The 22,050-nt window shown below is 73.6% G+C and carries 21 protein-coding genes and 1 pseudogene; 8 read left to right on the top strand and 14 right to left on the bottom strand.

The features are described 5' to 3' along the window. Positions 1–39 precede the first annotated feature (39 nt). Positions 40–1,275: an ROK family protein gene (locus ACFY0K_RS35230; protein WP_390643237.1), complete on the top strand. Its 1,236-nt coding sequence runs from the start codon at positions 40–42 to the stop codon at positions 1,273–1,275. A gap of 138 nt (positions 1,276–1,413) precedes the next feature. Here ACFY0K_RS35230 and ACFY0K_RS35225 read toward each other — a convergent pair whose 3' ends face one another. Genes ACFY0K_RS35225 through ACFY0K_RS35210 form a run of 4 tightly spaced genes read right to left on the bottom strand, consistent with a single transcriptional unit; the run spans position 1,414 to position 3,894 of the window. Next, a complete protein-coding gene (locus tag ACFY0K_RS35225; protein WP_390643236.1) occupies positions 1,414–2,322 on the bottom strand; it encodes a phosphotriesterase in 909 nt (302 codons plus the stop codon). Beyond that, entirely contained in the window at positions 2,319–2,903 is a 585-nt protein-coding gene (locus ACFY0K_RS35220) for a DUF4865 family protein (RefSeq protein ID WP_390643235.1), read from the bottom strand. Before ACFY0K_RS35220 ends, ACFY0K_RS35225 begins: the two co-directional genes overlap by 4 nt. A gap of 15 nt (positions 2,904–2,918) precedes the next feature. After that, on the bottom strand, positions 2,919–3,308 hold the full coding sequence (locus ACFY0K_RS35215; RefSeq protein WP_390643234.1) for a cupin domain-containing protein: 390 nt from the start codon (positions 3,306–3,308) through the stop codon (positions 2,919–2,921). A 13-nt stretch (positions 3,309–3,321) separates the two neighbouring features. Next, on the bottom strand, positions 3,322–3,894 hold the full coding sequence (locus tag ACFY0K_RS35210) for a TetR/AcrR family transcriptional regulator (protein WP_390643233.1): 573 nt from the start codon (positions 3,892–3,894) through the stop codon (positions 3,322–3,324). 159 nt (positions 3,895–4,053) lie between these two features. Here ACFY0K_RS35210 and ACFY0K_RS35205 point away from each other — a divergent pair, with 159 nt between their 5' ends. After that, on the top strand, positions 4,054–4,344 hold the full coding sequence (locus ACFY0K_RS35205) for an SHOCT domain-containing protein (protein ID WP_390643232.1): 291 nt from the start codon (positions 4,054–4,056) through the stop codon (positions 4,342–4,344). A gap of 49 nt (positions 4,345–4,393) precedes the next feature. On the opposite strand, the gene ACFY0K_RS35200 is transcribed toward ACFY0K_RS35205, so the two are convergent. Both ACFY0K_RS35200 and ACFY0K_RS35195 read right to left on the bottom strand, forming a co-directional pair. Next, the gene (locus tag ACFY0K_RS35200) at positions 4,394–4,999 is read right to left on the bottom strand and encodes an ATP-binding protein (RefSeq protein ID WP_390643231.1); all 606 of its coding nucleotides are present in this window, start codon (positions 4,997–4,999) and stop codon (positions 4,394–4,396) included. 214 nt (positions 5,000–5,213) lie between these two features. Further along, complete coding sequence (locus ACFY0K_RS35195) at positions 5,214–5,537, bottom strand: hypothetical protein (protein ID WP_301649398.1); 324 nt, start codon at positions 5,535–5,537, stop codon at positions 5,214–5,216. 368 nt (positions 5,538–5,905) lie between these two features. On the opposite strand from ACFY0K_RS35195, the gene ACFY0K_RS35190 reads away from it, so the two are divergent. Continuing rightward, positions 5,906–7,030, top strand: a complete 1,125-nt coding sequence (locus ACFY0K_RS35190) for a PLP-dependent cysteine synthase family protein (protein WP_390643230.1) — start codon at positions 5,906–5,908, stop codon at positions 7,028–7,030. Positions 7,031–7,034: 4 nt separating this feature from the next. Here the strand turns inward: ACFY0K_RS35190 and ACFY0K_RS35185 are convergent, their stop codons facing one another. Together ACFY0K_RS35185 and ACFY0K_RS35180 are read right to left on the bottom strand one after the other, a co-directional pair. After that, positions 7,035–7,505 carry an SRPBCC family protein gene (locus ACFY0K_RS35185; RefSeq protein WP_390643229.1) on the bottom strand — a complete coding sequence of 157 codons (471 nt, stop codon included), beginning with the start codon at positions 7,503–7,505 and terminating at the stop codon, positions 7,035–7,037. Positions 7,506–7,593: 88 nt separating this feature from the next. After that, positions 7,594–8,412 (bottom strand): DeoR/GlpR family DNA-binding transcription regulator, encoded by an 819-nt coding sequence (locus ACFY0K_RS35180; RefSeq protein WP_351956196.1) that lies wholly within the window; start codon positions 8,410–8,412, stop codon positions 7,594–7,596. 400 nt (positions 8,413–8,812) lie between these two features. Here ACFY0K_RS35180 and ACFY0K_RS35175 point away from each other — a divergent pair. Beyond that, positions 8,813–9,875, top strand: a pseudogene (locus ACFY0K_RS35175) (hypothetical protein); the annotation flags it as partial. 81 nt (positions 9,876–9,956) lie between these two features. Here the strand turns inward: ACFY0K_RS35175 and ACFY0K_RS35170 are convergent. The 4 genes from ACFY0K_RS35170 to ACFY0K_RS35155 form a co-directional block, all read right to left on the bottom strand. Continuing rightward, a complete protein-coding gene (locus ACFY0K_RS35170) occupies positions 9,957–12,395 on the bottom strand; it encodes a right-handed parallel beta-helix repeat-containing protein (RefSeq protein WP_390643228.1) in 2,439 nt (812 codons plus the stop codon). Between the two features lie 175 nt (positions 12,396–12,570). Then, positions 12,571–13,176, bottom strand: coding sequence for a hypothetical protein (locus ACFY0K_RS35165; RefSeq protein ID WP_390643227.1), 606 nt, complete (start codon positions 13,174–13,176; stop codon positions 12,571–12,573). 375 nt (positions 13,177–13,551) lie between these two features. Then, positions 13,552–14,376, bottom strand: coding sequence for an MOSC domain-containing protein (locus ACFY0K_RS35160; protein ID WP_390643226.1), 825 nt, complete (start codon positions 14,374–14,376; stop codon positions 13,552–13,554). Between the two features lie 47 nt (positions 14,377–14,423). Then, entirely contained in the window at positions 14,424–14,882 is a 459-nt protein-coding gene (locus ACFY0K_RS35155; RefSeq protein WP_351494900.1) for a DUF6643 family protein, read from the bottom strand. A 279-nt stretch (positions 14,883–15,161) separates the two neighbouring features. Between ACFY0K_RS35155 and ACFY0K_RS35150 the strand changes: the two genes are divergently transcribed. Then, the gene (locus ACFY0K_RS35150; protein ID WP_390643369.1) at positions 15,162–16,478 is read left to right on the top strand and encodes a TerD family protein; all 1,317 of its coding nucleotides are present in this window, start codon (positions 15,162–15,164) and stop codon (positions 16,476–16,478) included. A 16-nt stretch (positions 16,479–16,494) separates the two neighbouring features. Here ACFY0K_RS35150 and ACFY0K_RS35145 read toward each other — a convergent pair whose 3' ends face one another. Then, positions 16,495–17,688 (bottom strand): glycosyltransferase, encoded by a 1,194-nt coding sequence (locus ACFY0K_RS35145; RefSeq protein WP_390643225.1) that lies wholly within the window; start codon positions 17,686–17,688, stop codon positions 16,495–16,497. A 39-nt stretch (positions 17,689–17,727) separates the two neighbouring features. Here ACFY0K_RS35145 and ACFY0K_RS35140 point away from each other — a divergent pair, with 39 nt between their 5' ends. Together ACFY0K_RS35140 and ACFY0K_RS35135 are read left to right on the top strand one after the other, a co-directional pair. Next, positions 17,728–18,519, top strand: coding sequence for a glutamate racemase (locus tag ACFY0K_RS35140; RefSeq protein WP_390643224.1), 792 nt, complete (start codon positions 17,728–17,730; stop codon positions 18,517–18,519). An 89-nt stretch (positions 18,520–18,608) separates the two neighbouring features. After that, positions 18,609–19,166: a hypothetical protein gene (locus tag ACFY0K_RS35135; RefSeq protein WP_390643223.1), complete on the top strand. Its 558-nt coding sequence runs from the start codon at positions 18,609–18,611 to the stop codon at positions 19,164–19,166. A 10-nt stretch (positions 19,167–19,176) separates the two neighbouring features. Here the strand turns inward: ACFY0K_RS35135 and ACFY0K_RS35130 are convergent, their stop codons facing one another. After that, entirely contained in the window at positions 19,177–20,148 is a 972-nt protein-coding gene (locus tag ACFY0K_RS35130; RefSeq protein WP_390643222.1) for an O-antigen ligase family protein, read from the bottom strand. A 244-nt stretch (positions 20,149–20,392) separates the two neighbouring features. Here ACFY0K_RS35130 and lnt point away from each other — a divergent pair, with 244 nt between their 5' ends. Next, a complete protein-coding gene (gene lnt / locus ACFY0K_RS35125; protein WP_390643221.1) occupies positions 20,393–22,006 on the top strand; it encodes an apolipoprotein N-acyltransferase in 1,614 nt (537 codons plus the stop codon). Positions 22,007–22,050 lie beyond the last annotated feature (44 nt).

The raw sequence follows: 22,050 nt of genomic DNA, 5'->3' as shown, positions 1-22,050 counted from the left end.
GCGCAGTTCGAGACTGCGGATCATGGCAGACTCCCTCTCATGAGCGGAAAGGCGGCCCCCGGCCCGACGGGGAACGGAACCTCGAAACCCCGGTTGGACCGAGGACGTGGCGCACTCGGCCCCGCCCTGGAACTCGTGCACACCGGCCGCGCCCCCACCCGCGCGGTGCTCACCGCGGAACTCGGCGTCACCCGGGCCACGGCCGGCGCCGTCGCCGCCGAACTGGAGGCGCTCGGCCTGATCAGGGTCGACGCCCACCCGGGCGCCGCCGCGGGTTCACAGGGCCGTCCGTCGCACCGCCTGGAGGTCGCCGAGAACGGCCCCGTCGCACTCGCCGCGCAGGTCCACGCCGACGGCTTCCGGGCGGCGCTGGTCGGCCTGGGCGGCCGGATCGTCGCGACCGCGCCCGGCTGCGAGACCGTCGACGCCGACCCGGCGAAGGTGCTCGGCTCGGTGGTCGAGGCGGGCGCCGACCTGCTGCGCAGCACCGGCCTGCGCTGCGTCGGCGCAGGTCTCGCCGTGCCGTCCGCCGTCGCCGAACCGGAGGGCCTCGCCCTCAACCCCCTCCACCTGGCCTGGCCGGTGGGGGCGCCGGTACGCCGGATCTTCGCGGAGTGCGTGCGCGCGGCCGGCATCACCGGCCCGGCGTTCGCGGGCAACGACGTGAACCTCGCCGCGCTCGCCGAGCACCGGCACGGCGCGGGCCGGGGCGCCCGGGACCTGCTCTGCGTGGCCACCGGGCACCGGGGCGTCGGCGGCGCGCTGGTCCTGGACGGCCGTCTGCACACGGGGAGTTCAGGCCTTGCCCTGGAGGTCGGGCACCTCGCCGTGAATCCCGAGGGCCGCCCCTGCCACTGCGGCAGCCGGGGCTGTCTGGACGTGGAGGCCGATCCGCTGGCGCTGCTGATCGAGGCGGGCCGCGATCCCGGCCCCGAGGTGTCGCTGCTGCGGCAGGCCGAGGACCTGGTCCGCGACCACTGCACCGACCCTACCGTCCGCAGGGCCACCGAGGCCCTGATCGACCGCCTCGGCCTCGGGCTGGCGGGCCTGGTCAACATCCTCAACCCCGACCGCATCATCCTCGGCGGCCTGCACCGCACCCTCCTGGACGCCGATCCGGAGCGGCTGCGCGCCGTCGTCGCCGACCGCAGCCTGTGGGGCCAGAGCGGCAGCGTGCCCATCCTGCCCTGCACGCTGAGCCACAACAGCCTGGTGGGAGCGGCCGAGCTGGCCTGGCAGCCGGTACTGGACGACCCGCTCGGGGCGCTTCGGTAACGGCCCACCGCGGTTCGGCAGCGCCCCCACGGGGCGCTGGGGGCGCCCCCGGCCGAAGGCTGGGGGAGGAACTGCGCGACCGGTCGCGACGGCGCCGCAGCCGGCCCACGACGTGTCGCGGCACTTGCGGCGAAGCGCTCAGCGCCAGTCGACGGCGAAGGCCCGGGCGGGGTTGTCCACGAGGATCCGGCCGACGCCCTCCGCACCCAACTCGGCCTCCAGCCGCACCCGCACCCGCCGCAGCAGGTACGGCATCCCGGGTCCGCCGTCCACCGACCGCGCCTCCCTCACCACGGTGTCCCCGCCGAGCAGCAGCCGGTCCCCGAACCCGGCCTCGGCCAGGGCCCGTACGGCCTCGGGCATCCGCCAGTCGGTGGCGTGGTTGGCCCGGGACGGCCCGTCGAAGGCCAGCCAGCAGCCGGAGGCGGCGGCCTGCCGCTGGACGACGAGGTCGGGGGAGCGGTTCAGGTGGCCGAGGATCACCCGGTCGGCGGGGACGCCCAACTCCCCGCAGAGCAGGTCGAGTACGTCCAGCGCACCGGTGCCCAGCTCCAGGTGGACGGCGACCGGCGCGCCCGTCGCGTGGTGGGCCTCGGCCGCCGCGGTCATCGTCCAGCGGGCGTGCGCGTCGAGGTGGTGGAAGCCGCCCGCCACCTTGACCAGACCGGCGCGCACCCCGGACGTACCGATGCCCTCGGTCAGTTCGCGGACGAACACCTCGGCGAGCCGTCCGCGCAGGCCGCCGAGCAGTTCCGGTGCGTAGTGCGCCTCCTGGTGGAGTCCCGTCGCGCAGAGCACGTGTACTCCGGTGGACCGGGACAACAGGGGAAGGTCGGCGGCCCGCCGCCCCATCCCGTACGGCGTCCACTGCACGACGGCCGCCCCGCCCGCCGCGCGGAACGCCGCCAGTTCGGCCCGGGCGGCGCCGGCGTCGTTCAGCTCCTGCCCCGGCAGCCGGGGGCTGCGGAGGAACAGGTGGTCGTGCGCGTCGCAGACGCCCAGGTCGGCGGCCCCGATGTCGCCGAGGACCGTGCGGACACCGCTCACCACTGCCGCCCGCGCGCCAGCGCGCCGCGCCCCGGCTCCGACAGATGCAGTACCTGGAAGACGTCGCCCTCGGCCTTCGGGCTGTCGTGCTCCCAGAGCGAGAAGTGGACCAGCTCCCAGGCGTCCGTGTCCACGGCGGACGCCGCCAGCACGGCACCGTCCTCGGCCGCCAGCCGCCCTGTCTCGTCCGCCGCGTCGGCCATGAAGGCGGCCAACTCCACACCTTCCGGCACCGGTCGGCGCCGCCGCACGGCGAACGCGGCGGGGGAGCCGGCGGCGGTGCCCTCCTCGAAGGCCAGGCCCGTCCACTGCCGAATGCGTGGCTGGCCGAAGTCGTCGACCGGCCCCTGGAAGGCGCCTCCCCACAGGAAGCTGTTCACGCCCCGCACGGTGTTCCAGAGGTAGAACGGGCCGTACTGGTTGACCGGCGAGCCGTGCCGGCCCCGCTCGCGCATGAGGTAGGCCTTGACGCCGAGGCCGTCCCAGTCGTCCAGCAGACGCCCGACGCGCGCGACGCGGGCGCGGATGACGCCCATGTCGTAGCCCGCGGGCAGGGTGAACTCGTACTGCATGGCATGCATGGCGCTGGTCCCTCCTCAGGCCGGGTAGTCCGTCACGTGCTCGTGCCACTCGGTGGTCGTGCCGTCCTCGGCGGCCTCCACGACCGCGAGATGCGTCATGAAGGTGCGCGGTCCGGCGCCGTGCCAGTGCCATTCGCCCGGCTCGATCCACACCGTGTCGCCCGCGCGGATCGCCTCCGGCGCGCCGCCCCTGCGCTGCACCAGCCCCTCGCCCTCCAGGACGTGCAGCACCTGGCCGTGCGGATGCCGGTGCCAGGCGGTGTGGGCGCCGGGCGCGAAGTGGACGCTGAACATGCGCAGCCGGGACGGGGCGGCGGGTGCCGCGATCTCGTCCAGCCACACCGTGCCGGTGAAGTTCTCCGCCGGGCCCCGCCGGGTGTCCGGGCGCTCTCTGGTGATCTGCACGTACGTCAACTCCTCAGCAGGTCCTCAGCAGGGACAGCAGTCCGCGCACCCCGGCGTCGAACGCGGCGGGGGAACCGGACGCCCGGGCGAGCACATAGCCGCCCTGCACGGTCGCGAGCACGGTCGCGGCGATCTCCCCGCCGTCCACCTGGGGCCCGAACTGCCCTTGTTCCTTGCCCTCTTCGACGATCCCGGCGATCAGCTCCCGGATCCGGTCGAGCGTCTCGTCGACCGGCGCGCGCAGTTCGTCGCTCGCGACGATGTCCGGGTCCATGGTCAGCCGGCCGACCGGGCAGCCGCGCAGCACGTCGCGCTCGCGCCGCAGATACGCCTCGATCCGCTCGTACGGGGTGCCCGGTCCGGTGAGCAGGGCCTCGGCGGTGGCCAGCAGTTCCTGGGCGGTCCGCCGGATCGCGGCCAGCGCCAGGTCCGGCTTGCCCTTGAAGTGGTGGTACATGCTGCCCTGGCCGGCGCCCGCGCGCTCCAGGATCGCCTTGGGGCTCGTGCCGACGTAGCCGCGCTCCCACAGCAGTTCGCGGGTGGACTCGATCAACCGCTCCGACGTGCTCATACCGAGACTGTACATACTAGTAGTTACAGAATGCCAGTCCTTCGGGGAGCAGGGACCGTGTCGCCGTGTACTCCCCGGGAGGTACGTGCGGTGCCGTCGGTGGCACGACGACGCGGACCCGTCCCGGCGGTCAGTCTCGGTACATCACACCGCGACCCTGGGGAGTTGACCGGCATGGAGACCCTGGCGAACTGGAACGGCGGGCCCGGCCCGTGGATCCTGTTCTTCCCGCTGCTCTGGGCGGCCGTCGTGATCGGCGGCGTCACGTTCCTGCGCCGCACCGTGTGGCGTGGCCGCGGCGGACCCTGGCGCCCGATGGACGCCGGCCGTCCGGCCGGCGACTCGCCGCTCGCGGTCCTCGGCCGTCGCTTCGCCTCCGGCGAGATCGACGAGGACGAGTACTGGCGCAGGCTGTCCGTCCTGGAGGAGCAGTTCGGCCGCGTCGGCAAGGGCGGCGCGGTATGACGGAGCGGTAGCGCCGGGGTGAGACTCGGCGAGGAGACTCACCGCCCGCTCAACTGGCGACAGCCGAGCGGGCGGGAGCGTGTGCGGCACCGGGGACCGCGGCGGCCGCGTGGGCGTGCGCGGGGGCCGGGGCGCCGGCCGATGCGGGCGCGGCGGCGGGTGCGGCGGGGGTCGCGGGTTCGGGCTCGACGATCCGGCGGGGGGCCGGCTCGGCGGCGCGGCGCTGCGGGCGGGCGGCCGCCATCGGCGTGGCCGTCGGTGCCGGCAGGGTGAACCACACGACCTTGCCGTCGTCGTGCGGCCGAACCCCCCAGCTCTCGCTGACCGCGGCGACCATCGCGAGCCCTCGCCCGCAGGTGGCCATCGGCGCGATCTCCGTGCCGTCCTCGACCACCGGAAGGCGCGGGTCGTGGTCGCGGACCGACACGGTGAGGCGGTCGAGCTGGAGCTCGATCTCCACGGTGCAGTTCTTGTCGGTCCCGGCGTGCCGGTGGACGTTGGTGAGCAACTCCGTCACACCGAGCGCGGCCCGGTCGATCAACGGGTCGAGATGCCAGTAGCGCAACTGCGCAGATACGATTCTGCGGACCTGACCGATCCGCGAAGGCAAGGCTTGGAGCTCCACCGAGCAGTGTCTGCTTGGGTGTTTGATCACGACTGCGACTCCCCGACGTGAGGTCCGGAAGAACACGGAGAACGGATCCAGCAGGGCGCCGCCGTCCATGGGGCCGCCTGCTGTCGTGGCCGGCGGGCTGGTTCGCAGCGTTATCGCCGGTAAACCCAGAGTGACGTGAGACAAGCGTGACCCAGTGCGTTCGGTCCCGCAACTCGCCGTGGTCCGGCGGTCATGCCCCGCAGGTCCGTGCGGTTCAGCGGTCACGCCCCGCGGCGCGCCGTACCGCCTCGATGAAGCGGCGTGCCGCCGGCGGTCCCGGCTCGCCCGGCGCCGGGTCGTGGTCACCCAGGGTGAGTGAGTAGCGCTGGCCGTTGAGGTCGGCCAGGGCCCGGTCCTCCGACGCGAACCACGGCTTCGAGGCCCTTACCGCCTGGACGGGCGCGCTGTCGATCTCGCTGCCGTAGCTCGTGAGCAACTGCAGCCTGCCGTCCCTTATCCGGACCTGCCCGGCCCGGGTGAGCGAACGCAGCCGCTTGTCGATCCGCACGCCCGTCGCCGTGAACTCCGGCTCCGCCATCCTGCCCCGCCCCTTTTCGAGTACGTCGGCCGCCGTCCGGAAGCTTGTGGCCCCGGCCCGGCGCGCTCCGGCTCGTGTCGTGGTCCAGTGTGCGCCCCCGTTCGGGACGTTCGTCCCGTCCGGTGGCAGTCTGCCCGCCCCCGGCGTGGAGCACCAGTGCGCGAGGGCCGCCGGGCGGGGGGCGCTCGGAGCATTCGGCGCCGTGCGCCCCCGAAGGGTTCCCGCCACTGCCCGGCGCTGTTCCCCAGGGGTGCCTTTGAGGCGCTCAAAGATGCGTTTATGCAGGTGAGGAGCGTGCGGAAGATGTCTATGATCGGTGCGTCGGCCGCGTTCGGGCGCCGTCGGCGCGAAGCGTAAGGAGTCCCGCCGTGAGCACCACCCCGCAGATCCGGACCGGCGCCACCCTCGACGTCGACCGCAGTGACGCCGGCTACCGCCACTGGCTCAAAGAGGCCGTCCGCAAGGTCCAGGCGGACGCGAACCGCTCGGCGGACACGCACCTGCTGCGCTTCCCGCTGCCCGAGGCCTGGGGCATCGACCTCTACCTCAAGGACGAGTCGACGCACCCGACGGGAAGTCTCAAACACCGGCTGGCCCGCTCGCTCTTCCTGTACGGCCTGTGCAACGGCTGGATCCGGCCCGACCGCCCGGTGATCGAGGCGTCCAGCGGCTCGACGGCCGTCTCCGAGGCGTACTTCGCCAAGCTCATCGGCGTGCCCTTCATCGCCGTCATGCCGCGCACCACCAGCGCCGAGAAGTGCCGGCTCATCGAATTCCACGGCGGGCAGTGCCACTTCGTGGACGACTCCCGGAAGATGTACGAGGAGTCCGCGCGCTTGGCGGTGGAGACCGGCGGCCACTACATGGACCAGTTCACCTACGCCGAACGGGCCACGGACTGGCGCGGCAACAACAACATCGCCGAATCCATCTTCCGTCAGCTGGAGTTGGAGCGGTTCCCGGAACCGGCCTGGATCGTCGCCACGGCGGGGACCGGTGGCACCTCCGCGACGCTCGCGCGGTATGTCCACTACACCCAGCGCGACACCCGGATCTGTGTCGCCGACCCCGACAACTCCTGCTTCTTCGAGGGCTGGACCACCGGCGATCCGGACGTCACCTGCGACTGCGGGTCCCGCATCGAGGGCATCGGACGGCCGCGGATGGAGCCGAGCTTCGTACCGGGGGCCGTCGACCGCATGATGAAGGTGCCGGACGCGGCGAGCGTGGCCGCGGTGCGGGCGCTGGAGCGCGCGATCGGGCGGAAGGCCGGCGGGTCGACCGGGACCGGGCTGTGGAGTGCGCTGAAGATCGTCGCCGAGATGGTGGCCGAGGGACGGCAGGGCAGCGTGGTGACCCTGCTGTGCGACCCGGGGGACCGGTACCTCGACAAGTACTACTCGGACGCCTGGCTCGCCGAGCAGGGCCTGGACATCGCGCCGTACGCGGCAGCGATCGACTCGCTGCTGGAGACGGGGGTCTGGCCCGGCTGAGGCGCTACCGGGACAGGCGCCGGTCCAGTTCGACGACCGCGCCCCGGAAGGCCCGGCCGAGCCCGGCACGTGCCGCCCTGACCGCGAGACGGAACGGTGCCGTGCCGTCCACGGCGAAGGTCCACTGCACGCGGGTGCCGCCGCCGGAGGGGACGAGCCGCCACTCCTCCGCGATGGCGTGCGCGCCGGGCGCGTTGGTCAGGTCCACCCGGTAGGCGTACACCTCGGCCTCCTTCGCCGCGATGACCGTCTCCCGGAACCGCCCGCCGCCCTTGAGCCGGATGTCGCGCCCGGCACCGTCGTCGACGGACTCGGCGTGGGTCACCGCGTCGAACCACTCCGCCCAGCCCGGTACGTCGTCGTTGAGCGCGTGGAAGACCCGCTCGGGCGGTGCGGACATCTCCTGCGCGAAGACCAGGCGTACGGGCGCGGTCTCGACGAAGTCGAGCCCCACGGGGCGCAGACGACGGGCCATGGCAGAGAACCCCCTTGACCGGAAAGGCGGTTGACCGGCTCCGCCACGATAACTGGCGGCCCGTCAGATGTCTGCACCGCCGGCGCGATCAGGCCTCCGCCTCGCCCGCCACCACCAGCCGGCGCAGATGCTCCGAGATCTCCGCACGCGCGTCGGAGGGCAGTCCCGCGTCCGTGACCAGCGTGTCGACCTGCTCCAGCTTGGCGAACGAACTCAGGCCCACCGTGCCCCACTTGGTGTGGTCGGCGACCACCACGACCCGCCGGGCCGACTGCACCAGGCGGCGGTTGGTCTCCGCCTCCGCGAGGTTCGGTGTGGAGAGGCCGGCCTCGGTCGATATGCCGTGCACGCCGAGGAAGAGCAGGTCGAAGTGGAGTGCCGCGATCGCCTGGTCGGCCACCGGGCCCACGAGGGAGTCGGACGGGGTGCGCACCCCGCCGGTCAGGACCACCGTCGCCGCGCCCTGGCGCTGCCCGGCGACGCGCTGGGCAGCGTGGAAGACGTCCGCGACCCGCACCGAGTTCGTCACCACGGTCAGGTCGGGGACCTCCAGGAGGTGATGCGCCAGCGCATACGTCGTCGTACCGCCGGACAGGGCGATCGCCGTACCCGGCACGACCAGTTCGGCGGCGGTCCGGGCGATGTCCTCCTTGGCGGTCAGCTCCAGCCCCGACTTGGCCTCGAAGCCCGGCTCGTGCGTGCTCGCCTCGACCACCGGCACCGCACCGCCGTGCACCTTCTCCAGTACACCCTGCCGGGCCAGCGCGTCCAGGTCCCGGCGTACCGTCATGTCCGACACACCGAGCTTGCGGGTCAGTTCGTTGACGCGTACGCCGCCCCGGCGCCGGACCTCGTCCAGGATCAGGGCGCGGCGCTGCTCCGCGAGGAGGTTCTGGTTCTCACTCACGTACGCTCCGGTCCTCTCGCCTCAAGCCGTCCGATACGCCCCACGTACCGGCTCCGACCAGGACATTCCGTCCGGCTCCGGTGCACGGGCGCCCCATCCTTTCACGGGACCGCACAGGTTGCGCCACTCCCTGTGTCCGCGCACACATGTCATGTGGACACCATGTGTTGCACTGGGCGTCACGCACAACGGGGAGATTCCGTGGCGAGTGGTGCGCGTCACACCGAAATCGGCGATCCTGAGACCCGCACGGACACAGACCATCGGCGCGTCACGCGGGAAGTGCGAGAAGAGTGGAACGCGCGCAGGAAATCGCCACCGGCGGCGACCCCGCCGAGCGGCCCACGACCGCGAAGCCCGGCCCGGCCGACCCGCCGCACCGGAGATCGACCTGGAGCTCATGGTCCACGGGGTCGCCGGCACCACGCCCGAGAAGATGCTCGACGATCCGCGTACGGTGCGGATCACCGGCGACGACACCGCCGCCGTCTTCCGGCGCGCCGAGGACGTCGACGCCGAGTCCCGGCCCGGCGACTACCGCGACCGCACCGTGCCCGGGGCGTACGTCTGGTGCAACCTCACCTCGGGCAACGCCTCCCGCGCGCTGTGGCTGCTGCTTCTGCCGTTCATGGTGGTCAACCTCGCCCATTGGATGCGCCCCGCCGCCGAGGACCGGCCGCGCACCGTGCGTTTCTACGGCCTGGTGGTCCGGCTCGCCGGGCTCGCCCTGACCGTGCTGCTGGTCGCCGCCGCCCGCGAGGTCGCCCTGGACCTCGCCGCCTGACAGTGCGCGGGCGTCACGGCCTGCGCCCGCCGGCACGCCTGGCTCGGTTTCCTCTCGCCGGCCGGCTCCGACGGCGGCCGGTGGAGCGCCCCCGGACGCCGGCTCGCCCCGGCCGCCCTGGTCCCCACCGCGCTCACCGGCCTGCTCTGGTACCTCTCGCACCGCGCCTGGAGCGCCTACGAGTCCACCCGGCCCCTGGCCAACGGCCCCGAGCCCGGCCACACCTCCCTCGGCAGCCCCGGCTTCTGGTACGGGCGCCGCCTGGTCGCCCGGCTGCGTGCCGGCCCACACCGCGGCGGGCCTGCTCACCGTCGCCGCCGCGGTCCTCGCACCGGCGGCCGCCTTCGACCGCAGGCCGGGCGGAACCGCCGTACTGGACACCACCGGGTGGCTGACCGGTGCGCTCGTCGCCTGGGCCCTCGCCGTGGTGTGGGTGGTCTGCCACCGGGGCCGCAGCGAGAACCTCCTCGACCACGAACTCGACCGGCACCTCGTCCGACGCCTGCCGCTCGGCGCGCTCGCCCTGCTGCTGCTCGCGGCGCTGTACGCCGGCTGGTCCCGGCCGGGGTGGCACTCGATGGGGCGGCTCGCCGGAGACACCGCCTTCGGCGGTCTGGCCTGGCCCAGGGCGCGCTGGTGATCGTCCTCGCCGCCGTCGCCCACGACCTGCACCGCCTGGCCTTCGCCGAGGAACGGCAGCGGCTGCTGGCCCGGCCGCTGCCCGGAGCTGCCCGGGCAGCGGCCGCAACCGGGCGGCTGATCAGCCGAGTTCGGGGAGGTCCTCCGGGTACAGCAGGGTGAGGTCGTCGGTGGTCGGATCGGCGAGCTGGGCGACCCGGCTCGCGTGCCGCTCCACCATCGCCTCGAAAGTCTGCCGGGCGGTACGGCCGTTGCCGAACGCGGGGCCCTTCGGGAGCACCGTGAAGTACTTCAGCAGCGCGTCCGAGGCACCCGGAGCCAGCCGGTACTCGTGCTCGTCGGCCTGCTGCTCCACGATCCGCAGCAGTTCGTCCGGGCCGTAGTCGCTGAAGGTGATGGTCCGGGAGAAACGCGACGCCACACCGGGGTTGACCGAAAGGAAGCGCTCCATCTCCTCGGTGTAGCCCGCGACGATCACCACCACGGCGTCCCGGTGGTCCTCCATCAGCTTCACCAGCGTGTCGATGGCCTCCTTGCCGAAGTCCCGCCCCGCGTCCTCCGGAGACAGCGCGTACGCCTCGTCGATGAACAGCACCCCGCCGTGCGCCCGCTGGAACGCCTCCTGGGTGCGGATCGCCGTGGAGCCGATGTGCTCGCCGACCAGGTCGACGCGGGACACCTCGACCAGATGGCCCTTCTCCAGCACCCCGAGGGAGGCGAGGATCTCGCCGTAGAGCCGGGCGACCGTCGTCTTGCCGGTGCCGGGGGAGCCCGTGAACACCAGGTGCCGCTTGACCGAGGCGGCCTTCAGTCCGGCCTGCTGGCGGCGCCGGCCGACCTCGATCATGTCGGTCAGCGCCCGGACCTCGCGCTTGACGCTGTCCAGGCCCACCAGCGCGTCGAGCTCACCGAGCACGGCCTTCGAGGTCCGGGCCGGCTCCTGGGGTGCGGCGGGGGCGAGGAGCGGTTCCTGCTCGGTGCTGCGCTGGCCGGGGATCGCGCCCAGCAGACCGGGCGCCTGGTGCGAGGTCTGTACGACCGTCTCCCGCGCCGCCGGCGGACGCAGGCTGCCGCTCTCGTCGCTGGTGCAGTCCTCCACCACCGGGCCGGTGCCCGACCCCGCGTCCGGACCGCCGTCGGCGAACTCGTAGCCCCCGCGCGCGCACCGCTCCGTACGGCACCTGCGCAGCGTCGTACGGCAGCCGTCGATCACGTGGAAGCCGTAGCCGCCGCTGCCGGTGACCCGGCAGTTCTGGAAGGTGCCGCGGCCGCCCGCCGACACGTAGAAGCCCGCCTCGGCCGGGGAGTCGACCGTGCAGCGCTCGATGGTGGGGTCGGCGCCCTTGGTGACGATCACCCCGGTCTGGGTGGCGTCCACCGTGCAGTTGCTGAGGGTGCCGCCGCTGCCGTGGTCGCGGAACCAGGCGCCGGTGGCCGCGTCGCGGATCCGGCAGTCGTCGAGCTGCGCGGTGGCGCCGTCGCTCACCGACACCGCCGTGTTGCGCACCTGGGAGAGGTCGCTGTCGACGACGTCCGCGCGGGAGCCGCGGTCCAGCACGAACAGGGCGTCCGGCACGTCGTGCACCCGGCAGGAGTCCAGGACCACGGTGGCGCCGTCGCTGACCCACACCGCCGGATAGTCGCCCGTGCTGTCGAAGATCTCGCACTGGTTCGCGTCCACGCGGGTGCCCGGGTCCCACACCGACAGCCCGTTGCGCCCGAACTGACGCACGGTCGTCCGGGTCAGCGTCAGCACCGACCGCGAGCGCAGGTCGACCGCGTTCTCCGGGATGTCGTGGATACGGCAGTCGGCGAGGGTGAGCACCGCGTCGGTGTCGAGGGTGACCCCGTCGGCGGTGGTGCGGTGCACGTCGCAGTCGGTGAGGTGCGCCGTCGCCCGCGCGGTGACCTGCACACCGGAGCCGCGCACCTCGTAGATCTCGCAACCCACCGCTTCCAGCGCGGAGTTCTCCCCGGTCGCCGTCATGCCGGTGCCCGAGGCGTGGTGCACCCGGCAGCGGTCGAGCCGCGGACGGCCGCCGCCGCGGACCGCCACGCCCGCCTGGCCCGCCGCCACGACCTCGCACTCCTCGAACACCCCGCCGCCGCCGTCGAGTACGGCGATGCCGATGCCCGCCGGGTTGTCCACGGTGCACCGCCGTACCGTCGGCCGGGCGCCGCCGCGCACCTCGATCCCGGCGGCGGACCGGGTGACGATCCGCACGTCCAGCAGCTCGGGGGTGCCCTCCTCGACCAGCAGCGCGGGCGCGGCGGCGTCCTGACCCTCGACATGCAGGTCCTGTACGACCGCCGAGGCGCGCACGGTGAGCGGGACCCCGTCCATGGGGGCGATGCGCACCGAGCCGGGCGAACCTTCGGGCCCGCGCAGTGTCACCGCGCGCTCGACGACGAGGTTCTCCCGGTAGGTGCCGGGCGCGACCGTGAGGACGTCGCCGTCGGCGGCGGCCTCCAGGGCGGCGGCGAGCGACGCGTACTCACCCGTGCGGCGCCGCCACCTCGATGTGCCGGTGTGCGTCACCTGGACCGTGCCCTGTGCCATGGCGTTGCCGTGCCCCCACCTCGTCGTACAGATCGCTCGCTCGCCTTGCGGGCGGCACCGCGGACGGTGCCCGGCCCCTGCGGTCCGCTCGCGCGCGGGTCGATGCCGAATGCCCTTCGGCCGGTCCACCGTAGCGTGCGCCGGGGTGGTGGATTGACCAGAGACCGAAAGGCCGTCAGCTGCCCGTCCCGGCCTTGCCCCAGTCCGGGCCCGCCCGCTCCCAGGCCTGGTCCCACCGTGCGTACCTGCGACGGACCATACGCCAGACGATCATCCGTCTGGCGCCGTCGACCAGCCCCGCGGTCAGCAGGGCCGCGCCGAACCCGGCCAGCACGGCGTGCGTCGTCGCCGTCGCGGCGTCCAGCGGGCGGGCGGTGATGACCCCCTGCTGGTCGGTCCAGACGTCGAAGTGGTCGCCCTTGTGCGGGGATGTGAGGGTCGTCAGGACCGGGCCGTGCTGCCGGGTGCCGTCCGGTGCGGTCCAGTCGGCGAGGACGCGGCTGCGGGGGTCGTGGGCGCTGGTGGCGTCGGGGTCGGGTTCCACCGGGGCATCGCCCAGCTTGCGCACCACCGTGGCCGGGACGAGATGCCGGTCGTGCTGCTGCTGCCGCACCGACCGCTGGAGGCTGGACTGGGCGGCGGCTCCGACGAACGAGCCGAGCACCGGCGCGGCCACCACGATCAGCACCAGTGCCGCCAGGGCCACCCATGCCTCGGCCAGGTCGGTCGCCCGGCGCAGCGAATTGTGCCGCCAGCGCCACAGGCCGCGGATCGCTCGCACCGACCACCACCCCCTTCCCGCTCCGTGATAACCCCCGCCCGGTCCGTTCACCCGGGCCCCTGGCCGAAGAGAGAGCGAAATCACCCCCGGCAGGGACTCTCATGAACTTCTCACGACCTCCAACGACCGGGCCGCGGGCGCGGGTTCCCGCCGGGAGGTGGAGATCGTCCGACGGAGGGGACGAGGACGGCGCGCGGTCAAGTTGGTGGGGTCGCCCGGTCGGACGGTCGCCCGGTCGGACGGTCGGACGCGGGGCGCGGGTGGCGCGGGCCGGGGACGTCCGCCGGCCGGCCGGCCCGCCCGCCCGCCCGCGGGACCGTCGGTCACTGGCACCGCGGGCCCCCGCTCGGGGATCGGCGCCGCCAGGGCTCAACCTCAGCCGAGGACCCGGACCGGGTCCCCCACCCGGATCGTGCCGGGGGAGCTTGGTACCAGGTTCTGGCCGAAGACCAGCCGGCTGCCGAACCGGCGGTGCCGCGCCAGGGTCCGCAACGGCTCCCGGCCGCGTTCGGCGGTGATCTGGTCGGTGGTGGTCACGACGCACCGCCCGCACGTCTTGGCGACCCGGAACTCGACCTCGCCGATGGCGATCCGTCCCCAGTCGTCCTCCGCCCAGGCCGGGGTGGACCGCACGACCACGTTCGGCCGGAACCGGTTCATGGGCAGCGGGCCCTCGTCGGGGTGCTCGCCCCGCGCGATCAGGGAGTTGAGGGCGTCCAGCGAGGCCTGCGTGGTGACCAGCAGGGGATAGCCGTCGGCGAAGCTCACGGTCTCGCCCGGCAGCGCGTGGTCCGGGTCGATCGGGCGGCGGCTCGCGGGGTCGTCCATGTGGGCGAGACGGACGTCGGCCTCCAGATACGCGCCGCACCACGCGTGAGCGGCCTCCGCCGCGAGGACCGCCTCCACCTTCGTGCCGAAGATGTCCACCGGCACCGTGGCTCCCGGCTCGGGGACCGGCACCGTCAGCGGTGGGAGTCCGGGCGCGGACAGGCGTACGCCGCCGCCGGGCAACGGCTCGGCAGCGGCGAGCGCGAGGCGCGGCTTCACACGCTGGGTGACGACCTTTCCCCCGTCGTCGACCAGAACCCAGCGTCGGTCACCGGCCAGCCCCCAGGGCTCCACGACGGCCTCCCGGGGCGAGAAGCCCCGGAGCGACTTGACCGGGTGAACGTGGATCGACTGCAGTTCCGCCATCCCCATGACGCCATCGTGCCAGGTGGCACGGACATCGGGGGGATGGATGCCGGTCAGTAGCCGCGGTACTGCTGCTGTTGCTGGTTGTTGTACGGGTCCTGGTACGGAGCCGTCGGTGCGGGGCGCGGAGCCGCCGGGCGCATCGCCTCATAACCCGTGCCGCCCATCATCGGACGGGGCGGCTGCGGCTGCTGCGCGGGGTAGCCGCGCGGTCCCGTCGCCTGCTGGGGGATGTACGCCGTGGGCGCCTGCTGCAGCGGAGCGGGCTGCTGCATCTGCTGCGGGTAGCCGTAGCCCGGGGCCGGCTGGGAGGGACCGGCCGGGAGGGCGGGCAGTGCCGACGGCAGCGCGGGCAGGTTGCTGAAGCTGCTGGGCGCGTCGTAGGCGGGGGGAACCCGGATCGGGGCGATCTGCGGGGTGCCCCGTTCGGCCACGAGCGAGTCGTAGATCGGAGTGTCCGGGAAGGAGGCGGAGTAGTAGCCGCCGCCATAGGTGGAGCGGGGGGAGGTCATGGCACATAAGTTAAGCCCACGATGTGCTGGTTGGGGAGACCGATAAGAGGGTTGTTTTCCGTGTCGGCAGTGACGCTGGATCCCCAATCCGAGCGAACTCGGCAAAAAAGGACGGCGATCAGCGTTTGGATCATGTAAAGGCCGAGTTCCGAGCCGGTTACCGGCAGTTGGCCAGGGATCTTCCTGTGCTGCTCATGGGAGATCCCTGGCCCCGGGAATAGGTTGTGAGGGTAGGGATGACCTGGGGCGGCCGGGGCGTGCCCGGCGTGCCGACACATGATGGGGGCGGACATGTCAATGCCGAAAGGATCGAATACGCCGGTGCCGACCACGGCACTGCGTGTCGAATTGGGCTGGCGCTCCGGCCCGGGAGCCCCCGACGCGGATGCCTCGGCGTTGCTGCTGGTCGCCGGGAAAGTGCGCTCCGACGGTGACTTCGTCTTCTACAACCAGCCCGCGCACGCCTCGGGCGCGGTCCGGCACGAGGGCAAGCGGCGCTCCGGCGACCTGGTCACCGACACCCTTCTCGTCGACCTCGCGCGCGTGGAGACCCCGGTCGAGCGCATCGTCCTCGCGGCCTCGGCCGACGGCGGAACGTTCGGGCAGGTCCCCGGCCTCTACGTCGAGGTCCGCAATGCCGCCGACGGCAGCGTGGTCGCCCGGTTCGACAGCACGGGCGCCACGGTGGAAACCGCTTTCGTGCTCGGTGAGTTGTACCGCCGCCGGGGCGGCTGGAAGTTCCGTGCGGTGGGGCAGGGATACAGCAGCGGGCTGGAAGGGCTCGCCACCGACTTCGGAATCACGGTGGACGAGCCGCAGCACCCGGTGCAGCCGCCCGTGCCGCAGTCGGCGCCGCCGACCTCGTATCCGGACGCCCCGCCGGCCCCGGCCCCGGCCCCGGTTCCAGCCCCGGCCCCGACTCCGGTTCCAGCCCCGGCCCCGACTCCGGTCGCCCCGCCGACCGCACCCGTACGGCTGTCCAAGGTGACGCTTACCAAGGCGGCCCCCTCCGTGTCGCTGGCCAAACAGGGCGGCACCTCGGGCGCGCTGCGCGTCAACCTCAACTGGCAGGTCCGCAAACAGCTCCCGGGCTGGGGCGGCCGGCACGGCGGGGCGGCCGACCTCGACCTCGACCTGTGTGCCCTGTACGAGCTCGCCGACGGCCGCAAGGGTGTCGTCCAGGCGCTGGGCAACGCCTTCGGCTCGGTGAACCGGCCGCCGTACATCCACCTCGACGGAGACGACCGCACCGGCGCCGTGTCGAGCGGCGAGAACCTCACCGTCAACCTCGATCACCGACAGGACTTCCGCCGCATCCTGGTCTTCGTGACGATCTACCAGGGCGCCACGTCGTTCGCGGACCTGCACGCCACGGTCACCCTCCAGCCCCAGCACGGTGCCCCGGTCGACTTCTCCCTGGACGAGTGCACGGTTCCCTCGACCGTGTGCGCGCTCGCGCTGCTCACCAACACCGGCGGCGACCTCGTCGTACAGCGCGAGGCCCGCTACCTGGTCCCGGAGCGCGGGGTGAGCCCGCAGCGCACCGTCGACCGCGCCTACGGCTGGGGCATGAACTGGACGCCCGGCCGCAAGTGACGGGTGGCGCGGGCGGTCAGCCCTCGTCGGTGACGGCGTCGGGGCGCGCGTACGTGCGGCCCTTCCAGGCCGCCCCGCGCCCCCGGTAGTGCTGCACCGCCGAGTCGACCGTCATGAGGAGATAGAGGAACGCGGTGAACGGCAGCAGCGGGGCGAGCCACGGCGGCTGCCGGTAGTAGCGGAGCATCGGCAGGTACGTCGCGGTCATCACCAGCCAGGCCGAGGCGCCGGCGAGCACCGTCGGCGTGCTGCCGCCGGCCGCCCCCGCCAGTACCGCCGCCGGCGGCACCAGGTAGACCAGCGCGAGACCGGCGACCGTACCAAGGAGCAGCAGCGGGTTGTGGCGCAACTGTGCGTAGGCGCTGCGGGAGACCATCCGCCACAGGTCGTGCAGGCGCGGATAGGGGCGCACGCTGTCCACCCGGTCGGCGAGCCCCAGCCAGACGTGCCCTCCGGCGCCCTTCACCGCGCGGGCGAGCGCCACGTCGTCGATCACGGCGTGCCGGATGGCATCCGGGATGCGTGCCCGCTCCCCCGTGTCGGCGCGCAGCAGGACGCAGCCGCCCGCCGCTGCCGCCGTGCGCGACCCCTTCCGGCCGATCCGGCGGAACGGGTAGAGCTGCGCGAAGAAGTAGACGAAGGCGGGCACCACGAGCCGTTCCCACAGGCTCGCCACCCGCAGCCGGGCCATCTGCGAGACGACGTCGAAGCCGCCGGTGCGGGCGGCCGCCACCAGCAGCCGCAGGCTGTCCTGCTCGTGCGCGATGTCGGCGTCCGTCAGCAGCAGGTACTCGGGGCCACGCGCGCGTGCCAGCGTGATGCCGTGCCGTACCGCCCACAGCTTGCCCGTCCAGCCTGCCGGCGGCTCACCGGGCGGGGTCACCGTCAGCGGCAGGCCGCCGTGGCGCGCGGCCAGCTCCCGGGCGAGTTCCCCGGTGCCGTCCGTACTGCCGTCGTCGACCAGGAACACCTCCGCCCGTCCCGGATAGTCCTGCGCCAGCAGCGACGGCAGACTCAGGGGCAGTACGGCGGCCTCGTCCCGGGCCGGGACGACCACGCACACGTCCGGCCAGTCGGCGGGTTCCCGCCGGGGCGGCAGCCGGACGTCGGTGCGCCAGAAGAAGCCCTGGCAGAGCAGCAGCCACAGCCAGGCGGCGAGGGACACGGCGGCGGTCCACGTGAAGACGCTCACGCGCGCAGTCTGCCCCATCCCGCCTGCCCCCAACGGCCCATCGTCTATCGTGGCCGGGTGAAGATCGCGCTCATCGACTCCGGAATCGGCCTGCTGGCGGCCACCGCAGCGGTACGGCGGCTGCGCCCCGACGCCGATCTCGTCCTCTCCTTCGACCCCGAGGGCATGCCCTGGGGGCCGCGTACCCCCGAGGGTGTCACCGAGCGTGCGATGGCCGTCGCCGAGGCCGCCGCCGCCCGCCGGCCCGACGCGCTGATCATCGGCTGCAACACGGCGACCGTGCACTCCCTGCCCGCGCTGCGCGCGCGCCTGGAACCCGGCATCCCGGTCATCGGCACGGTCCCGGCGATCAAGCCGGCCGCCGCCGGTGGCGGCCACGTCGCCATCTGGGCGACCCCCGCCACCACGGGCAGCGCGTACCAGCGGGGCCTCATCGCGGACTTCGCGGGCGGCGTACCGGTGACCGAGGTGCCCTGCTGGGGACTGGCCGAGGCCGTCGAGCACGCCGACCAGGCCGCCATCGACGCCGCCGTGGCCGCCGCGGCCCGGCTCACCCCCGGCGACGTCACGGCCGTGGTCCTCGGCTGCACCCACTACGAGCTCTTGGCGGAACGTATCCGCGCCGCCGTCCAGCGCCCCGGCGCCGCCCCCCTCGTCCTGCACGGCTCCGCGGGCGCCGTGGCCGCCCAGGCGCTGCGCCGGGTCGGTGCGCAGCCTGCCCCCGGCGCACCGGCCACCGGCACGGTGACCGTGCTGCTCAACGGCCGGGAGGGCGAACTGCCCGAGGCCGCGCTCGGCTACGCCGAGGCCCGGCTGCTCCGCACGGCCAGCCCCGCCGCGTCCCAGTGAACCCTCCGGGTCCGGGCATACCCCCGATGTGAGCAGTCACCCTCCGCAACGCGGTGCCCGCGCAGCGAAACCTGAGTAATCTCGTGGATATGAGGGACCACCCCCGCGACCACTCCCCGGACGAGGACACCTCGCACCCGGATGTCTGGACCGGGCGCGCCACGAACCGGGTCCAGTGGCTGCTGGCGCTGGTCGGCGCGGCCTGCATGGCGCTCGGTATCGAACTGGCCGTGGACTCCGCCTGGAACTCGGGCGTCACCGCGCTGGTGATGGCCGTCGTGGGCTGCATCGCCGCCGGACTGCTGGTCCTCTTCGGCACCCTCGCCTTCGTGCACGTCGACCTGAGGCTCGACAGGGAGTGTCTCGAAGTCCGCTGCGGTCATATAGGAGTACCGCGCCGTCGTATTCCGCTCTCCCACGTGGCCGGCGCGGACTTCTCCCCGCAGATCACCCCGCGCCACTGGGGCGGCTGGGGCTACCGCTGGCGCCCCGAGAAGGGTACGGCCGTGGTCGTCCGCCGTGGCGAGGGCATCGTCCTGCGTCTGTGGGACGGCCACACCTTCACGATCACCGTGGACAACGCCGAGTCCGCGGTGCGCGTCATCAGGGAGCGGCTGCGGACGATCACCCCGGGCACGGCGCACTGAGGCAGCAGGCTCAACCGCCAGGTGCCCCGGCCACCCAGGGGCGTGCCGTCGCGAGACCCGCCAGCAGGCCCGCGCCCACCGACACCGTCGTGAAGCTCAGCGCGTTGCCGACCGCGGCGATCACGGCCAGGGCGGTGAGTGCCGCGCCCGCCGTGAGGACGACCGGGGTCGAGCGGGGGGACCGCCACAGGGCGTAGAGGACCCAGCAGAACGCGGTGGCCAGCAGCAGGACGCCGACCAGGCCCTGTTCGGCGGCCAGCTGCAGCGGCGCGGAGTGCGTCCTGCCGTCCGGCGGCAGGGCCTCGGACGCGGCGCCGCTCAGCTCGCCGAAACGCCCGGGGCCGACGCCCACGGCGGTGTTCCGGTGCGCGAGATGCAGGGCGGCCCGCCACAGCTGCACACGATGCGCCGTGAGCGGGCCCTCCAGGGCGGAGGTGAGGCCCGCCGGCAGGACGTCCGCGGCGACCGCCCAGACCGTGCCCGTCACCAGCGCGGCCGCCAGCGCCAGCCCGGCGACGGCCGGGCCCCGCCGCATCCGCCCTGCGGCGAGTGAGCACACCAGGACGACGGCGCCGGCCGCGCAGCCGGCCGCCGAGCCCACGGCCGCCCCGGTCACCGCGATCCCGGCGGCCAGCGCCCGCAGCCCGAACCTCAGCGCCGGAACCGGCGTCGCCCACGCGGCGCAGCACGCGCCGCCCGTCGCGAGTACCAGCAGCGCCGCGACGGCGCCGGCCTGGCCGAGCGGGGTCGTGAGCTGGGGGCCCTGTGCCAGCCGGGGCATCACCACCGCGAACCCCAGCCCGGCCAGCGCGCCCGCACCCGGAGCGGCCACCGGCAGCAGCGCCCCGGACATCCGCCCCGCGGCATAACCGGCGGCCACCGCGAGCACCGCAAGCAGCACACCCTCGGGCCGTCCGTCCCGGCCCGTCGCCGAGATCAGGGGCCACGCGGCGCACGCCCCGAGCACCACCACCCCCACCACGTCAGAAACGTTTCGTCTGTCGTTGTCGTTGTCCGCGTCCCTGTCGGCAGCGGACGTCGTGCCGGTCGACCCCACCGTCGCCCCCCGTACCCCGGTCCCCCGACCTGCGACGGGCCCCGCCGCCCGCCTCGGCACACCGTAACCGGTGATGCCCGCTTTGTGGACGACTTGCGCGGGAACGGTGTGATTCCTGCCCCCCGGACCGCGCTGTCGACCGCAAGGTCAACCGCCGTACACTCCCGGAGTGACCGTCACCGCAACTTCCGTGGACCAGTCGGACCAGCTCACGCCGCGCCCCGCGCCCCGCGCCCGCGCGCTCCGGCTGCTCCGCCGCCTGGTCCCGGCCGCCGCCTCCGCGCTCAGTGGAGTGCTGCTGTACGTCAGCTTCCCGCCGCGCACCCTGTGGTGGCTGGCGCTGCCCGCCTTCGCCGGATTCGGGTGGGTGCTGCGCGGCCGCTCCTGGAAGGCGGCCCTCGGCCTCGGCTACGTCTTCGGACTCGGCTTCCTGCTGCCCCTGCTGGTGTGGACCGGTGTCGAGGTCGGCCCAGGGCCGTGGATCGCGCTGGTGGCCATCGAGGCGATCTTCATCGCACTGGTCGGGGTGGGGGTGGCCGCGGTCTCCAAGCTGCCGGCCTGGCCCCTGTGGGCGGCCGCCATATGGATCGCGGGCGAGGCGGCACGCGCGCGTGTCCCCTTCCGCGGCTTCCCCTGGGGCAAGATCGCCTTCGGCCAGGCGGACGGCGTCTTCCTGCCGCTGGCCGCGGTGGGCGGCACCCCGGTGCTGGGTTTCGCCGTCGTCCTGTGCGGCTTCGGTCTGTACGAGGTGGGGCGGCTGGCCGTCGAGGTCCGGCGCACCCGCGAGGTCCGGCGCGGGGCGGCGGCCGTGGCCCTGCTGAGCGTGGCCGTGCCCGTGGTGGGCGCGGTCGCGGCGCGGGGGCTGGTGAGCGACAAGGCCGAGGACGGTTCGGTCACCGTCGCCGTCATCCAGGGCAACGTGCCGCGGGCCGGCCTGGACTTCGCGTCGCAGCGGCAGGCCGTGCTCGACTACCACGTGAAGGAGACGCTCAAGCTGGCCGCCGACGTCAAGGCGGGGAAGGCGGCCAAGCCGGACTTCGTGCTGTGGCCGGAGAACTCCTCCGACGTCGACCCGTTCTCCGACGCCGACGCGGCCGCCGTGATCGACGGGGCCGCCAAGGCGATGGGCGTGCCCATCTCGGTCGGCGGGGTCGTCGAGCGGGACGGCAAGCTGCTCAACGAGCAGATCCTGTGGGACCCGGTCAAGGGCCCGACCTCGACGTACGACAAGCGGCAGATCCAGCCCTTCGGCGAGTACCTCCCGCTGCGCGGTCTGGTCGGCGCGATCAACAAGGACTGGACCAGCATGGTCCGCCAGGACTTCAGCCGGGGCACCAAGCCCGGTGTGTTCGACATCGACGGCACCAAGGTCGGGCTCGCCACCTGCTACGAGGCCGCCTTCGACTGGGACGTGCGGGACACCGTCACGCACGGCGCCGAGATGATCTCCGTGCCGAGCAACAACGCCACCTTCGACCGCAGCGAGATGACCTACCAGCAGCTCGCCATGTCCCGGATCCGCGCGGTCGAGCACAGCCGGACCGTCACCGTGCCGGTGACCAGCGGCGTCAGCGCGATCATCATGCCGGACGGGAAGATCACCCAGAAGACCGGCATGTTCGTGCCCGCCTACCTGGTCCAGAAGGTGCCGCTGCGCACCTCCGAGACGCCCGCGACCAAGCTGGGCATCCTCCCCGAGATCGCGTTGGTGCTGGTCGCGGCGGGCGGGGTCGGCTGGGCGATCGGGGCCGGGATGCGCGGCCGGCGCGCCGGTGACGCGTAGCCGTACACCCGCTGTACGCCCCGTTGCTTCGGCCGGGTGCGCGG

The organism is Streptomyces sp. NPDC001507 (assembly GCF_042894765.1).
Taxonomy (GTDB): domain Bacteria; phylum Actinomycetota; class Actinomycetes; order Streptomycetales; family Streptomycetaceae; genus Streptomyces.
The sequence above is the reverse complement of the archived record's forward strand: the minus strand, read 5'-3'. Positions and strand labels throughout refer to the sequence as shown.